Source organism: Nocardioides sp. SRI_004, assembly GCF_057586415.1.
This window is the reverse complement of sequence record NZ_JBYCZV010000021.1, coordinates 1-14,330: the sequence shown is the minus strand read 5'-3', so window position 1 is coordinate 14,330 and position 14,330 is coordinate 1. Positions and strand designations below refer to the sequence as shown.

General features: G+C 73.1%; 14 protein-coding genes. 4 read left to right on the top strand and 10 right to left on the bottom strand.

Annotation, left to right across the window (positions count from 1 at the left end):
* The first annotated feature begins 131 nt into the window (after nt 1-131).
* The 3 genes from AC2YHB_RS22585 to AC2YHB_RS22575 all read left to right on the top strand — a co-directional run bounded on the left by AC2YHB_RS22585 (nt 132) and on the right by AC2YHB_RS22575 (nt 3,924).
* The gene (locus AC2YHB_RS22585) at nt 132-2,048 is read left to right on the top strand and encodes an anthranilate synthase family protein (protein ID WP_487354656.1); all 1,917 of its coding nucleotides are present in this window, start codon (nt 132-134) and stop codon (nt 2,046-2,048) included.
* Nucleotides 2,049-2,118: 70 nt separating this feature from the next.
* Nucleotides 2,119-2,664, top strand: a complete 546-nt coding sequence (locus tag AC2YHB_RS22580; RefSeq protein ID WP_179648911.1) for an anthranilate synthase component II — start codon at nt 2,119-2,121, stop codon at nt 2,662-2,664.
* Between the two features lie 15 nt (nt 2,665-2,679).
* Nucleotides 2,680-3,924, top strand: a complete 1,245-nt coding sequence (locus AC2YHB_RS22575) for an anthranilate synthase component I family protein (protein ID WP_487354655.1) — start codon at nt 2,680-2,682, stop codon at nt 3,922-3,924.
* Here the strand turns inward: AC2YHB_RS22575 and AC2YHB_RS22570 are convergent.
* The 7 genes from AC2YHB_RS22570 to AC2YHB_RS22540 all read right to left on the bottom strand — a co-directional run bounded on the left by AC2YHB_RS22570 (nt 3,914) and on the right by AC2YHB_RS22540 (nt 10,797).
* Entirely contained in the window at nt 3,914-4,489 is a 576-nt protein-coding gene (locus AC2YHB_RS22570; RefSeq protein ID WP_487354654.1) for a hypothetical protein, read from the bottom strand. The two genes, AC2YHB_RS22575 and AC2YHB_RS22570, sit on opposite strands and share 11 nt — an antisense overlap.
* Nucleotides 4,486-5,901 (bottom strand): sensor histidine kinase, encoded by a 1,416-nt coding sequence (locus AC2YHB_RS22565; protein ID WP_051931990.1) that lies wholly within the window; start codon nt 5,899-5,901, stop codon nt 4,486-4,488. The genes AC2YHB_RS22570 and AC2YHB_RS22565 overlap by 4 nt, the downstream gene beginning before the upstream one ends.
* Before the next feature lie 18 nt (nt 5,902-5,919).
* On the bottom strand, nt 5,920-6,633 hold the full coding sequence (locus tag AC2YHB_RS22560) for a response regulator transcription factor (RefSeq protein ID WP_036543556.1): 714 nt from the start codon (nt 6,631-6,633) through the stop codon (nt 5,920-5,922).
* A gap of 63 nt (nt 6,634-6,696) precedes the next feature.
* Nucleotides 6,697-8,064 carry a hypothetical protein gene (locus AC2YHB_RS22555; RefSeq protein WP_487354653.1) on the bottom strand — a complete coding sequence of 456 codons (1,368 nt, stop codon included), beginning with the start codon at nt 8,062-8,064 and terminating at the stop codon, nt 6,697-6,699.
* Nucleotides 8,065-8,085: 21 nt separating this feature from the next.
* Nucleotides 8,086-9,375, bottom strand: a complete 1,290-nt coding sequence (locus tag AC2YHB_RS22550) for a hypothetical protein (protein ID WP_487354652.1) — start codon at nt 9,373-9,375, stop codon at nt 8,086-8,088.
* Nucleotides 9,376-9,456: 81 nt separating this feature from the next.
* Nucleotides 9,457-10,323, bottom strand: coding sequence for a fructosamine kinase family protein (locus AC2YHB_RS22545; RefSeq protein ID WP_487354651.1), 867 nt, complete (start codon nt 10,321-10,323; stop codon nt 9,457-9,459).
* Nucleotides 10,324-10,332: 9 nt separating this feature from the next.
* Nucleotides 10,333-10,797, bottom strand: coding sequence for a phage holin family protein (locus AC2YHB_RS22540; protein ID WP_487354650.1), 465 nt, complete (start codon nt 10,795-10,797; stop codon nt 10,333-10,335).
* A 103-nt stretch (nt 10,798-10,900) separates the two neighbouring features.
* On the opposite strand from AC2YHB_RS22540, the gene nhaA reads away from it, so the two are divergent.
* On the top strand, nt 10,901-12,319 hold the full coding sequence (nhaA, locus tag AC2YHB_RS22535) for a Na+/H+ antiporter NhaA (RefSeq protein ID WP_487354649.1): 1,419 nt from the start codon (nt 10,901-10,903) through the stop codon (nt 12,317-12,319).
* Here nhaA and AC2YHB_RS22530 read toward each other — a convergent pair.
* The 3 genes from AC2YHB_RS22530 to AC2YHB_RS22520 all read right to left on the bottom strand — a co-directional run bounded on the left by AC2YHB_RS22530 (nt 12,250) and on the right by AC2YHB_RS22520 (nt 14,165).
* Nucleotides 12,250-13,026 (bottom strand): maleylpyruvate isomerase family mycothiol-dependent enzyme, encoded by a 777-nt coding sequence (locus AC2YHB_RS22530; protein WP_487354648.1) that lies wholly within the window; start codon nt 13,024-13,026, stop codon nt 12,250-12,252. The two genes, nhaA and AC2YHB_RS22530, sit on opposite strands and share 70 nt — an antisense overlap.
* The gene (locus AC2YHB_RS22525) at nt 13,023-13,664 is read right to left on the bottom strand and encodes a TetR/AcrR family transcriptional regulator (RefSeq protein ID WP_207008212.1); all 642 of its coding nucleotides are present in this window, start codon (nt 13,662-13,664) and stop codon (nt 13,023-13,025) included. The genes AC2YHB_RS22530 and AC2YHB_RS22525 overlap by 4 nt, the downstream gene beginning before the upstream one ends.
* A gap of 81 nt (nt 13,665-13,745) precedes the next feature.
* Nucleotides 13,746-14,165: a pyridoxamine 5'-phosphate oxidase family protein gene (locus AC2YHB_RS22520; protein ID WP_487354647.1), complete on the bottom strand. Its 420-nt coding sequence runs from the start codon at nt 14,163-14,165 to the stop codon at nt 13,746-13,748.
* Nucleotides 14,166-14,330: the final 165 nt, after the last annotated feature.

The window sequence follows — 14,330 nt, the reverse complement described above, 5'->3', positions numbered from 1 at the left end:
ACCGAGATCCTGCCGATTCCGGTGCTTTTCGTCAGGGACTACCGCAGCGGGGCGACGGGAGGGACCACCCCGAGCGGCCGCTGGGCGAAACTCCCTCCAGCCCTCCCGGCCGCCCCGCATAGGCTTCGCCCATGACTGAACAGCGCCTCACTGCCCGGGAAGCCATCACGGCCGTCCAGGGGCACGAGGCGTGGGCGATCATCCGGCGCTCCACCCGCGCGGGCGACCGCGACACCGTCGGGGTCCTCGGCGGCTCCCGCAGCGTCGTCGAGTCGATCATGGACATCCCGTTGGAGACCGGCGTCCCGGAGCCGGGGCACATCTGCGACCGGCTCGTCGCCGTCCCCTTCCGCCAGGTCTCCGAGCGCGGCTTCGAGGCCCACGACGACGGCACCCCGCTCGTGGTGGTCGACGTGCAGACCGAGCACGAGTTCTCCGTCGCCGAGGTGGTCGACGCGATCGACCCGGTGCCGGTCGAGTTCACCGACCGCGGTGGCTTCGAGACGAATGACGAGGACTACGGCAAGCTCGTCGCGCAGATCATCGGCGAGGAGATCGGCCAGGGCGAGGGCGCCAACCTCGTCATCGGCCGCAACTACCGCGCCGTCGTCGCCGACTTCGGCCCCGACGTCGCGCTCACCGTCTACCGCCGCCTCCTCGAGCGCGAGCGCGGTGCGTACTGGACCTTCGTCTTCTTCACCGGCGACCGCTTCCTCATCGGCGCCAGCCCCGAGCGACACGTCTCCGTCCACGGCGGCGACGTCCGGATGAACCCCATCTCGGGCACCTTCCACCTGCGCCCGCCGGCCGGCGAGACCCGCAGCACGGAGGCGCGGATGCGGGAGTTCCTCAAGGACGAGAAGGAGATCTACGAGCTCTTCATGGTCGTCGACGAGGAGCTCAAGATGATGTGCGACATCTGCACGGAGGGCGGCCAGGTGCTCGGCCCGTTCCTCAAGCCGATGACCCACCTCATCCACACCGAGTACCTCCTCGCCGGCCGCACCAGCCGCGACGTCCGCGAGGTCCTCCGGGACACGATGTACGCCGCCACGGTCACCGGCTCCCCGGTCGAGAACGCCTGCCGGCTGATCAAGCAGTACGAGCCGGAGGGCCGCGGCTACTACGCCTCCGCGCTGGCCCTCTTCGGCCGCGACGAGGCCGGCGAGCCGGTCCTCGACAGCCCGATCATCCTGCGTACCGCCGACGTCTCGCCCGCCGGTGAGCTGAAGGTGACCGCCGGAGCCACGCTCGTGCGCGACTCCGACCCGGCGTACGAGGTCGCCGAGACGCACGCCAAGGCCGGCGGCATCCTCTCCGCCTTCGGCCTCGTGCCGCCGGCCCCGGTGCCGACCACGGACATCGCCACCCTCGTCGCCGACGAGGAGGTGCTGATCGCGCTCAACAGCCGCAACAACCGGCTCTCCAGCTTCTGGCTCGCCGACCAGGCCGGCACCCCCGTCGACCCGCGCCTGATCGGGAAGACCGCGGTCATCCTCGACGGCGAGGACGACTTCGTGAACATGCTGCGCCACATGCTCACCCGGATGGGCGTGAGCTCGTCGGTCGTCCGCCACGAGGAGTACGTCGACGGGGCGCTCGACGGCTTCGACCTGGTCATCGTCGGGCCGGGCCCCGGCGACCCGCGCGCGGACGACGACCCGAAGATGGCCAAGCTCCGCGCGGCCGTGCGGTGGCTGCTGGACAACGAGAAGCCCTTCCTCGCGATCTGCCTGGGCCACCAGGCCCTGTGCCACACGCTCGGCATCCCGCTGGCGTACAAGGACATCGTCTTCCAGGGCACCCAGGCCAACATCCTGCTCGACGGCCGCCCGGAGAAGGTCGGCTTCTACAACACCTTCGTCGGCCGGGTCGGCGACGGCGTGGAGCTCCCCGAGGGCGTGAGCGTCGACGCCGATGCCGACACCGGCGACATCAACGCCGTGCGCGGCCCGCACTTCCGCGGCGTGCAGTTCCACGCCGAGTCGATCCTGACCGAGCACGGCTTCGTGATCGTGCACGACCTGGTGTCCGACGTCCTGCTGTGACCCGGCGCCCGGTGGTTTCGAGGCTCGCTGGCGCTCGCACCTCAACCAGCGGGCGCGAGGAGGTCGTGCGGTGAGCACGCCCGACGTGGTCGTGGTCGACCACCACGACTCCTACACGTGGAACCTGGTCCACCTCGTCGCGGAGGTCTCGGGGCGGCTGCCGACGGTGGTGCAGTGGGACGACCCGGTCGACCTGGCGGCGTACTCCCACATCGTGCTGTCCCCCGGGCCCGGGCACCCGGGCGAGTACCGCTGGGGCTTCGACGAGGGTCGGCCGACCCTGGGGGTGTGCCTCGGCCTGCAGGGGATGGTCGTCGCCTTCGGCGGCGAGGTCGGCCGGGTCGAGCCCGCGCACGGCACCGTCGAGCCGGTGACCCATGACGGGCGCGGGATCTTCGCCGGCGTACCCACGCCGTTGGACGCCGTGCGCTACCACTCCCTGGCGGCGGTCCGGCTGCCCGACGAGCTCGAGGCGACGGCGTGGGCGGCCGACGGCACGGTGATGGGTGCGCGCCACCGGTCGCTGCCCATCGAGGGCGTGCAGTTCCACCCCGAGTCGGTGCTCTCCGAGCACGGGGCGCGGCTGGTCGCCAACTTCCTCGCCATGGGACGCTGACCGGATGGTGTCCCGATGGTGACCCAGGGTGACCCGGTCGAGGCGTTCGCCCGGCTGCAGGCGCGCCACGCCCGCTGCGTGTGGCTCGACGGCGGCGGTGCGCGCGACTGGTCGGGCCGGCGCTCGATCCTCGGCTGGCTCGACGACGACGACGTCTCCCTGTCGTACGACGCCGCCGCGCGCGAGGTGACCCGCCACGCCGGCGGCCGGTCGACCGTCGTGGGGGACGACCCGTTCACCGTGCTCGAGCAGGAGCTGGCCGACGGCCGCCCGAGCGACCAGTGGTTCGGCTACTTCGGGTACGCCGCCCGCCCCGACCTGCCGGCCGATCCCGATCCCGACCTGCCCGACGCGGTGTGGCTACGGCCCTCCCACCTGCGCGAGTACGACCACCCGGTGCTGACCCCGGCGGCGACCGGCGCGCTCGGCGGCGCGCCCCTCGACGGGGCGCCGCCGACCTATGCCGCCGCCTTCGCGCAGGTCCAGGAGCACCTCCACGCCGGCAACTCCTACGAGGTCAACCTGACCTACCGCACGCGCACGCCGAGCACGCTGAGCCCCGCGGGGGCCTATCTCCGGCTCCGGTCGGCCAACCCGGCGCCGTACGCCGGCTTCCTGCAGCACGACGTGCCGGGCGCGCGCGCCTGGCTGCTGAGCTCCTCGCCCGAGCGCTACGCGCTGGTCACCGAGGACCGCGTCCTCGAGACCAAGCCGATCAAGGGGACGACGGCGCGGGGCGCCACGCCCGCGGACGACGAGGCGGCCCGGGCGCACCTCGCGGCCGACCCGAAGTTCCGCGCCGAGAACCTGATGATCGTCGACCTGCTCCGCAACGACCTCGCGATGGTCTGCGAGGTGGGCAGCGTCGAGGTTCCGGTGCTGATGGACGTCGAGTCCTACGCCTCGGTGCACCAGCTGGTCTCGACGGTGCGCGGCCGGCTCCGCGACGACGTCTCCACGGTGGGTGCGCTGCGGGCGCTCTTCCCCGCCGGGTCGATGACCGGCGCGCCGAAGCTGCGCACGATGGAGATCATCGGCGAGGTCGAGGCCACCCCGAGGGGTGCCTACAGCGGGGCGTTCGGCTGGATCTCCGGCGACGGGCGTGCCGACCTCGGTGTCGTGATCCGCACCCTCGTCACCGCGGGCGAGGACTATGTGCTCGGGACCGGCGGCGGGATCACGGTCGCCAGCGACGTGGACGAGGAGTGGGCGGAGACCGGCTGGAAGGCGGCGCGCCTGCTCGCGGCGGTCAGCCCGTAGGGCTGGCCGATGCCCGGCCGGCGTCCTTCGCGTCGGCGTGCTCCGCCAGCGCGGTCAGCGTGGCGGTCACGCCCCGCACGTCGCGCTCCTTGTCGAAGGGCGCGGGGTCGACGACGTTGACGACCTGGTAGAGGAACCCGGTCTGCACGAAGCCCGTGACGTAGAGCTGCTTCTCCACGACCGACACCACGATCCGGGCCGCGTCGGCGCCCTCGATCTCCGGCTCGCGGACGTCCGCGTCCTCGGGCTGGCCCATCTGCTTCCAGAGCTCGTCGAGCGTGCCGCCGTACTGCTGGTAGTTCGCCTGCACCACCGGCTCGCCCGAGGACTCCTCCGGCGCGAACCGGCAGTCCGGCGAGGTCGGCGTGCCGTCGTCCTCGGTGACCGTCGCCCCGAAGTGCTTCTTGATGAACGCCGCGTCCAGCGCGTCGCAGGGGTTCCACAGGGCCGGCGTCTCGCTCGGCAGGTCCGGCTTCGCCGCGGTCGCGCCGTCGTCGCCGCAGGCGGCCAGCGCCAGGGCGGGTACGACGACCAGCGCGGCCGCGCTGCGCAGTGGATGGGTCATGAGGGGTTGTTCTCCCGTCCCGGCAGGCGCAGCACGAGTCGTGCGCCGCCGCTGGCGTTCTCGGTGGCGTGCACGGAGCCGGAGTGGCGCTCGGCGACCTGGCGCACGATCGCCAGGCCCAGCCCCGACCCGGGCATGGTGCGGGCGTCGGGGGAGCGCCAGAACCGGTCGAAGATCCGGGCGCGGTCGGCCTCGGCGATGCCGGGGCCCTGGTCGTCGACGGTGAGCACGCCGTCGCTGAGCCGCACCGTCACCAGGCCTCCCTCCGGGCTCCACTTCGCCGCGTTGTCGAGCAGGTTGGTCACCGCCCGCTCCAGCTCCGCATCCTCGCCGATCACCCACCACGGCCGCGTGAAGACCTCGAACGTGAGACCGGGCGCGCGGCGTCGTACCCGCTGGACGGCGTGGTCGACGACGTCGGCGAGGTCGACGGGCTCGACCTGGACCCGGATCGGCTCGTCGCGCGCGAGCGCGGTCAGGTCGCCGATCAGCGTGGTCAACTCCTGGATCTGGGCCTGGACGTCGTCGAGGAGCTCGTCGCGGGCATCGGCCGGCAGGCTGACGGCCTGGTCGCCGCGGGCGCTCATCGAGAGCAGCTCGACGTTGGTGCGCAGGGCGGTGAGCGGGGTGCGCAGCTCGTGGCTGGCGTCGGCCACCAGCTGCCGCTGCCGGATCCGGCTCGCGTCGAGCGCGAGCAGCATGTGGTTGAACGCCGTCGCCAGGCGGGCGATCTCGTCGTCGCCCTCGACCGGCATCGGCGTGAAGTCCTCGGTGCGCGCGATGTCCTCGACCGAGTCGGTGAGGCGCCGCACCGGTCGCAGGCCGTTGCTCGCGACGGTCCAGCCGGCCAGGCCGGCCACCAGGACGCCGAAGATGCCGAACGCGAGGGTCACCCAGCCGAGCCGCGCGAGGGTGCGGTCCTGGTCCTCCAGGGGCTGGGCGATGACGAGCGCGATGCCGTTCTGCTTCGTCGGTACGGCGACCACGCGGTAGCGCTCGCCCGCGATGGAGATCGTGCGCAGGCTCTGGTCCTCGTGGCCCCGGGCGACCTCGATCTCGGGCTGCCCGAACTCGATCGTCGGACCCCGGTCGAGGATGGCCGGGGTGCCCTCGTAGTCGACGAACGCGATCCGCACGTCGCCGGCACCCAGCGCCCACGAGGGGATGCCGGCCGACCCGGCGCTGAGCAGGCTGTTGGACCCGGCGGCCTTCTCGGCGCGGTCGACGAGCGCGTTGTCGAGCGTGTCCTGCATCTGCACCCGCGCTGTGAGGTAGGCCCCGACCGCCACCAGGGCCACGGACATGCCGACGGCCATCGTGGTCAGCCAGATCACCCGGCTCGCCAGTGAGCGCCGGTAGTGCCAGCGTCCGTCCGACCCCTGTCCGAGCGCCGGGCCCTTCGCCTCGCTCACGCCCCGCTCACGCCTCGATCACGACGACTCGGGGGCGCGGAGGACGTACCCGATGCCGCGCACGGTGTGGATCAGCCGGGGCTCGTCCTCGGCCTCGGTCTTGCGGCGGAGGTAGCCGACGTAGACCTCCAGCGAGTTGGCGGTCGTGGGGAAGTCGTAGCCCCAGACCTCCTCGAGGATGAAGCTGCGGTCGAGCACGCGGCGCGGCCGGCGCAGGAACATCTCGAGCAGGGTGAACTCCGTGCGGGTGAGCTCGATGTGGCGGGTCCCGCGCACCACCTCGCGGGTGGTGACGTTCATGGTCAGGTCGGCGAACGAGAGCACCTCCTCCTCGCCGTCCGCCTCCACGGGCGAGACCCGGCGCAGCAGCGCCCGCAGCCGGGCCAGCAGCTCCTCCAGCGCGAACGGCTTCGTGAGGTAGTCGTCGGCGCCCGCGTCGAGGCCCTCCACCCGGTCGCCGACGGCGTCGCGCGCGGTCAGCACGATGACGGGGACGTCGTTGCCGGCCGCCCGCAGCGCGCGGGTGGCCTCGAGCCCGTCGAGCTTCGGCATCATCACGTCCATCACCACGACGTCGGGCGCGATGGCGCCGATCCCCGCGAGGGCCTCGGCCCCGTCGGAGGCCAGGTGGACGTCGTACCCGTTGAAGGCGAGGGAGCGCCGCAGGGACTCACGGACCGCGCGGTCGTCGTCGACGACGAGGACACGGGCGGGCGCAGCAGTACCGGACACGACCCCATCATGGCCGATCGGCCTGAGCAGCGGCTGAGAGCGCGCGGCGGGGCCGGTGTCGGGTCAGGTGATGTCGTCAGGACAGCTGCGCGGCCGCGGGGTGGTCTGCAGGCAGTAGGCGTGGCTCGGGAGCGGCGGCGTCGGGTCCGGGCGCGGCAGCTGGAGGCGCCGGTCCTCGGCGATCTCGAGGAGCTGGTTGGCGCTCATCGCCACCTGGCTGCGGAACTGCGCGAGCGTCAGCCGGGCCGCGGGGTCGTCCAGGCGCTCGCCGACGATGACCTGGGGGATGCCCTTGTCGATGTCGGAGGGGATCGCGACGTTGTGCGAGGCGATGTCTGCGCCGGGGTAGCGGTACCAGTACTCGAACGCGGCGCGCCCGTCACTGGTCGTCAGCTCGTTGCACTCGGTCTCGAAGTCGTCGCCGGACGTGAAGCTGTCGCAGGACCAGTCGAAGAACTTCCCGGCGTCGGACGGCTCGTGCTCGACCGAGATCGTGAAGGTCCGGTTGGTGGCCTCGGTGCGCACCGTCCACGACGTGGCGTCGTCGCGCTCGCCGACGGCGAGCTCGCGCGGGAAGCCGCTCTCGAGGTTGTCCGGGGCGACGCTCCAGGACTGGGCGGAGACCGACGGAGCGCCCCCACCGGGGAAGGACTCCGTCGCCACCGTGGTGAGCAGGGTCGCGATGGCGACCGGGTCCGCGTCGTCGAGCAGCCCGTCGGAGCCGCGGTCGGCGCCACCCGTGGCGGTCCCCTCGGAGGTCACGATCGCGATGGTCGGGTCGTCGACCGTCCTCGCCCGGGGCGGGTCGTCGGTGAGCACCACCGCGGCGACGATGCCGCCCGCGATGACGACGACGGCGAGCAGCACGGCCCCGACGACCCGTCCGGTACGACGGCGGGCGGGCGCCTGCGCGCCCGGGGGAGCCCAAGCGGGAGGAGCCGCGAGCGGGACGACCGGCGGTGGACCGGCGGCGGGCGCGGCGGTCGGGCGCGGCGCGGTCGGCGGAGTGGCCGGGGCGGGCGGAGTGGGCGGAGTCCGTGGCAGCGGGGGCGGCGGTGGCGACACCGGCGGCGCCGCCGTGTCCGGCGCTGCCTGCGCGTCGAGCACGTGACGGTCCACGGCGCCCACGGCGTACCCGAGCAGGGCGACCGCCCACCGGCTCGGCCCGGCGTCGGTCGCCGCCCGGTCGCGGGCCAGCTGGTCGCCCGAGGCGATCACCGCACGGGCCGGGTCGCCGCCGTGCGCGATGTCGCGCAGCAGTCGCGCCAACGCGCCCTGCCGGACGGCGTCGACCAGCAGGTTCAGCACGCCGCGGCTCGCGGCCTCGGGCGAGACGTAGTCGTCGAGCGCCGCGCCGAAGCTGGTCGCGTCGTCGAGCACGCCGCGCCCAGCGTGCGCGACCAGGGCGGTCAGTTCGTCAGCGAGGGCCACCGCGACAGTCTCGCAGGCGGACTACCGCACCCAGGTGCGGTAGTCGTAGACCAAGCGGACGTACTGCAGGTCGTAGCGGTTGCCGTCGGTCACCCGGGCCTGCACCAGCTTGTTGAGGTGGATCCCGTAGCGCGGTGCCACGTCGCGGAGCTGTCCGATGTGCCAGCCCAGGCCGGCTCCCAGAACAGCTGTACGACGCCAGACCGGCCCGCTGCGGCGAAGGTCGACCGCCATGACGATGCTGCCGCGCGAGCCCGCCCGCGCGGGCGCGCCGTAGCCGTCGACCCGCATCCGCACCACTCGGTCGAGCAGGACGGCCTGGAGGTTGGTCCCGAGCGTCTGGAAGGCCCGGTCGGCAGTGCCCAGGCCGCTGCGGCAGCGTGACTTCGACAGCAGGCCGATCGAGCCCTCCCAGCTGTGGGGCCCCGGGGCGGTCACGGACGAGCAGCGGCCGATCACGGAGTAGCGGTCCGTGCGGATGTCGGCAGCCGGCAGCACGTCGCTCGCGCGGCGCGTCTCGAGGTGGCGGATCCAGAAGTCGCCGAGGTCGACGTCGACCAGGCGGCCGAACCGGTCGGGCAGGCGTCCCGTGAGCTGGTAACGCCCCGCCGGCTGCTGGCGACCGCTGACCTTGCCGTCCCAGCTCCACTCGTAGAGGTCGGTCGCGTCGACGTGCTCCCCGGCGATGCAGAAGACCCCGTCGCCGAGGCAGGTCGCGGCGATCGCCCGGGACTGCACGGCGCTCCCGGCGGCGTTGCGGACCGTGAGCACCCCGTCGGGCACCTGGGCGTGGTAGCCGACGCGCGGCATCGTCGAGACGTAGGCCCGGGCGGTGCGGTAGTGGCCCGCCCGGGTCGACGGGACCATGTCGCTGATGGTGGGACTCGGCGGCAGGGGCTCGGCCGGCGGGTCGTTGGCCAGGGCCACGCCGAAGGTCGACGTCGTGGTGTGGCTGCCTGTGTCGTCGGTCCAGACCAGCCGGATCACGTAGGAGCCGTCCGCGAGCGGGGCGCCTTCGTTGGCCGCCGTGGGGTTGATCGTGAACGAGCCCGACGTCGTGGGCGCCGGACCTTGGGCTGCGACCGTGTCGGTGCCGGAGGGGACGAGCTGCCAGCTGGCGCTGGTTGCCGGGGCGTCGTACACGACGTCGACGGGCAGGTTCGCGGATGCAGCGGGAGTGCCCGGAGCGGTGATCACACCCGAACGTCGCGGGGTCACGAAGGCCGCCGCGGCTGCGTCGGCGGGCGCGAGAGGCACGAGCAGGACAGCGACGACGGCGGCGACGACCGCCCCCGAGAACCAGCGCGACATGTGGTGATCCCTCCCGAGAAGTCCCTGGTGCCATTGGACCACGCGGGCCCGACCCGCGCAGCCGCTCGCGGAAGCCGGGGCTCAGGCGTAGCGGGAGGCGACCCGGGCCGCGCGGGCGGCGTACTGGCCGCCGAAGAGGCAGGCGTGCACCAGCAGCGGGAAGAGCTGGTGGAAGCCGAGCCGGTCCTCCCAGCCGTCGGCGAGCGGCGCGGCCTCGTCGTACGCCGCCATCACCTGGGGCAGCTGGGGGAGGCCGAAGAGGGCCAGCATCGCGAGGTCGACCTCGCGGTGGCCGCCGTACACCGCCGGGTCGATGACGACGACCCGGTCGTCGCCGGCCCACAGCACGTTGCCGTTCCAGAGGTCGCCGTGGAGCCGTGCGGGCGGCTCCTCGGGGACGATCTCGGCGCCCTTCGCGACGGCGACCTCGATCGTCGCGGCGTCCTCGGCCGTGACCATGTCCTTGTCACGCAGCACCTTGAGGTACGGCGCGATCCGGCGCTCGGCCCAGAACTCGGCCCACGTGGGGAGGGCCCTGTTGAGCAGCGGCAGGCGCCCGATGTAGCCGTCGTCGGCGGCCCCGAAGCCGTCGGCCCCGGAGCGGTGCGTCGCGGCGAGCGCGCGCCCGAAGGCACCCGCGGCCTCGGCCCCGGGCCGCGCGGACTCGACCCAGCCGAGGATCAGCACGTCGTGGTCGACCGCGAGCACCTCGGGGGTGGCGACACCGCCGTCCGGGGTGGCCTCGGCCAGCCAGCGCAGGCCCCCGGCCTCCCGCTCGAAGAAGTGCGGCGGGGCGGCGGTCAGCGTCTTCAGGAAGGCGGTGCGGCCGTTGGAGAGGCGCAGCTTGACCGCGGTGGCGATGTCACCGCCTGCGACGGGCGCGGTCGCGACGACCGCCGAGCCGAGCAGCTGCTCGGCCCGCCCGGCGACGACCGGCTGCCTCGCCATGGGCTCGGGTCAGGCCCGGTCGAGCGTCTTGGCGAGGTCGGTCTGGGCTGCGGCGGCCTGGTGGGCCCCCTGACCCTTCAGGGCGCGCGGGATCTCCTTGCCCTGCTCGATCGCGCGCTCCGGTGCCTTCACCTTCTTGAAGCTGCGCACCGCGAGGAACAGCAGCAGCAGCGCCAGCAGCACGTAGGCGCCGAAGACGATCAGGAAGGCCCACTGCAGGTCGAGCCCCGAGCCGTTCCAGTGGATCAGGTAGGCGAACGCCACCGACAGCATGATCACGGCGAGCAGCAGCAGGAACAGCGCCGCGCCGACGAGGCCCAGGCCGACACCGCCCGCGGTGACGCTGACCTTCAGCTCCGCCTTGGCGAGCTGGATCTCCTTGCGCATGATCGTGGAGAGGTCGGTCTGCGCGTCCTTGATGAGGCGCCCGATGGTCGGCTCTTCACCGTTGACAGTGCGCGGTTCGATGGCCATGCGGCCGACCTTACCGATACCGATAGGCTGGCTGTAGGTGAGCCGGGAAGTCTGGTCGGCAGGCGAACGCCCCTGCCCGGACGACCCCGACGGAGAGATCCCCGTGACCGAACCGCCTTCCGCCCCCGACGAGCTGTGGCGCCGAGGCCCCGTCTGGACCGCCAGTGACCGCCCGTTGGCGCGCTATGTCGCCCGCCCGATCCGCGAGTTCCTGCACGTCGAGTCGGCGGGTTCGCTGCTGTTGCTCGCCGCCACGGTGGCCGCCCTGCTGTGGGTGAACCTCGGCATCAGCGGATGGGCCGAGGGCTACGACCACTTCTGGCACACCCCGCTCGCGCTGGAGGTCGGCGACTGGCGGATGGAGGAGTCGCTCCAGCACTGGGTCAACGACGGCCTGATGACGATCTTCTTCTTCGTCGTCGGCCTCGAGATCAAGTACGAGCTGGTCCACGGCGACCTCCGCGACCCCCGCACCGCCGTGCTCCCGATCGTCGCGGCCGTCGGCGGGATGGCCGTCCCCGCCCTGCTGTACGCCGCCATCGCGGGCGGCGGGCCGGACGGGGCGGGCGCCGGCTGGGGGATCCCGATGGCGACCGACATCGCGTTCGCCGTCGGTGTGCTCGGTGTGCTCGGCGACCGGGTGCCGTCGGCGGCGCGCCTGTTCCTGCTGACCCTCGCCATCGTCGACGACATCGGCGCGATCCTGGTCATCGCGGTCTTCTACACCGACGACCTCGCGCTCGGCTGGCTCGCCGTCGCGCTCGGCCTCCTCGCGGTGATGGCCGTGCTCCGGGCCGCCCGCGTGTGGGCGGTCCCGGTCTACGTCGTGCTCGGCGTCGCCACCTGGTTCGCGCTGCTGGAGTCGGGCGTGCACGCGACCCTCGCCGGTGTCGCGATCGGCCTGCTCACCCCGGCCGTCGCGCTGCTGCGACCCGACGTCGCGACCGGCTTCGCCGCCGATGCGCTGCGCGACAACGAGCTCGACGCGGACGAGCTGCACCGGCTGCGCTTCCTGGTGGGCGAGTCGGTGCCGATGGTCGAGCGTCTCCAGGCGCGGCTGCACCCCCTGTCGTCGTACGTCGTGCTGCCGGTGTTCGCGCTCGCCAACGCCGGTGTCGCGCTCGACGGGTTCGGCGACGCCGTGACCTCGGCGGTGGGCCTCGGGATCGGCGTCGGCCTGGTCGTGGGCAAGCCGCTGGGCATCGTGCTGGCCTGCTTCCTCGCGATCCGGCTCGGTGTCGGCCGGATGCCGGCGGAGACGACCTGGGCGCACCTGCTCGGCGTCGGCGCCGTCGCCGGCATCGGCTTCACCGTGTCGCTCTTCATCGCCGGGCTGTCGTTCCCCGGCTCCGCGGCGCTGACCGACGAGGCGAAGGTCGGGATCCTGCTCGCGTCCGTGCTCGCCGCGGTGATCGGCGTGCTCGTGCTGCTGCTCGCGACGCGGCGCTCAGGTCAGAACGGCACCTCGGTCGCGAGCAGCCCCGACCCCTCGCCGCGGCCCGAGAGCACCCGGCAGAACTGAACCGCGTCCATCTCGATCGTCTCGCCGCCCGTGCCGGCGCCCCACTCGCCGCCGGCCGGGCCGGTGAGGATCAGCCGGTACGGCTGGAGGTGGCGCCCGGCCCACTCGGCCACGACGTCGGCGACGATGGCGCCGTCGTGGTCGGGGGTCAGGACCATCGCGGTGCCGGTGGCCTCGGCGAGGTCGCTGCGGTGCATCCAGGTGTCGCGGGTCAGGATCACGTCGACCAGGAAGCCGAGCGCCCAGTGCTCGTCGACCCCCTGCACCGTCTGGGGAACCCCCATGTCGCGGCGTCGTACGAACGACGGCGTCATCCGGCGGCCGCGGGCTGCGCGCGGTCCCACCTTGCGCATGTCGTCGGTGAGCCGGGCGGGTGTGTGGTCGGCGCGCTCGCGCACCTGGACGTCGGTGAGGGCGTCGATGAACGCGATGCCCTTCGCCGCGGCGTCCGCCCCCGCGATCCGGCGCTGACGGGCGCCCTCCCGGAGGCCCGCCGCCATCTCGGCCATGCCGACCACGTGGGCGGTCAGCTGCCGCACGTCCCACAGGGTGCAGGCGGTCGGGCGGGTCCATGCCGCGGCGTCGAGGCCGGCGACGGTGTCGGCGAAGCGGGCGTACTCGTCGGCCGCGAGGGTCATGGCCGTCCGGTGGTCGAGGGCCGGGCGGCGCAGCGGCCGGCGGTTCTGGTCCTTCATGGTGGTGCTCATCTCGGGGTGCCTGCCTTCCGGCGGGTCGGGTGCTTCTGGGGGAGCGGTGGCATGCCGACGGCGTCCGCGAACATGTCGATGGCCCGTTCGAGCAGCCGCGAGAAGCGGTCACCACCCGGGTCGTTGGCGAGCTGCTGGTCGATCAGCCCGCCGATCAGCGAGATCCAGATGTCGAAGTCGGCGCGCTCCGTGACCCCTTGGGAGGCGAGGAACGCGATGCCGTGGTCGAGGACGCGCACGGCCGGCGCGTAGGCCTCGGCCGTCGGCTCGAACCCGGGGATGGTGCGCTGGTTCATCAGCTGGTGGCGCGCGAGGTCGGCGACCGCGAAGTCGAAGAACACCCGCCCGGCGCGGTGGATCGCCGCCCGCGGGTGGGCCGGCACGTCGTCGAGCTGGGCGAGCGCGTGGGCCTCGTACTCCGCCCAGGCCTCGGCGTACATGGCGTCGTACACGGCGTTCTTGGAGTCGAAGTGCGAGTACAGCGACGGCGGCTGCATGCCGACCTCGCGGGCGATGTCGCGCAGCGTGATGTTCGCGATCCCCACCTCGCGGGCCTGTGCCCACGCGGCGTCGAGGATCTCGCGCCGGGTCGCCGCACGTCGTTCGGCAACCCTATCTCGCTTCGTTTCTCCTAACATGGTTAGGAGAATGCGCCCAGGGGTGGTCGCCTGTCAAGGGGGGTGAAGCTGGCGCGCGGTGCGTCGCCACCCGGGCGGCCCTCACGCCGGAGGCAGCACCTGCGACGACCCCAGGAACCGCTCGACGGTGATCCGCAGCGCCACCCGGTTCGGGTTCTCCCGCGGCGTCCGGTAGCGGGCGGCGTACCGCTCGCACGCACGCTCGACCGAGGCGGCGTCCGAGAGGACCTCGGCGCTGCCGATGATCGTCGACCAGCGGGCGCCGTCGACCTGGCTGACGGCGAGCCGGCCGTCGCGGCGCAGGTTGGCCACCTTCTGCGAGCCGCCGTCGGTGATCACCCAGGCGCACTCGAGCTCGGGGTCGAGCACGGCGCCGACGGCGACGGCGTGCGGAGCGCCCTCGCGGTTGAGGGTGCTCAGCGTGCAGAGGTGCCGCTCGGTCCAGAAATCCGCCAGCGTGGGCGGGAGGGCGGTCCAGACGACGGGTTCCCAGACGGGCACGGCAGCTCCTCGGTGGCGGCGCGGGACGTCATACGAACCGGCCGCGGGAGCGACCGGTTCGTATGACGCTAGCGGACCCGACCGAGGGGTCAGTCCTCCGTGGAGGTGGCCTGCCCGGCGGAGATCAGGTCCATGATCGAGGCGTCGGCCAGGGTCTGGGTGTCA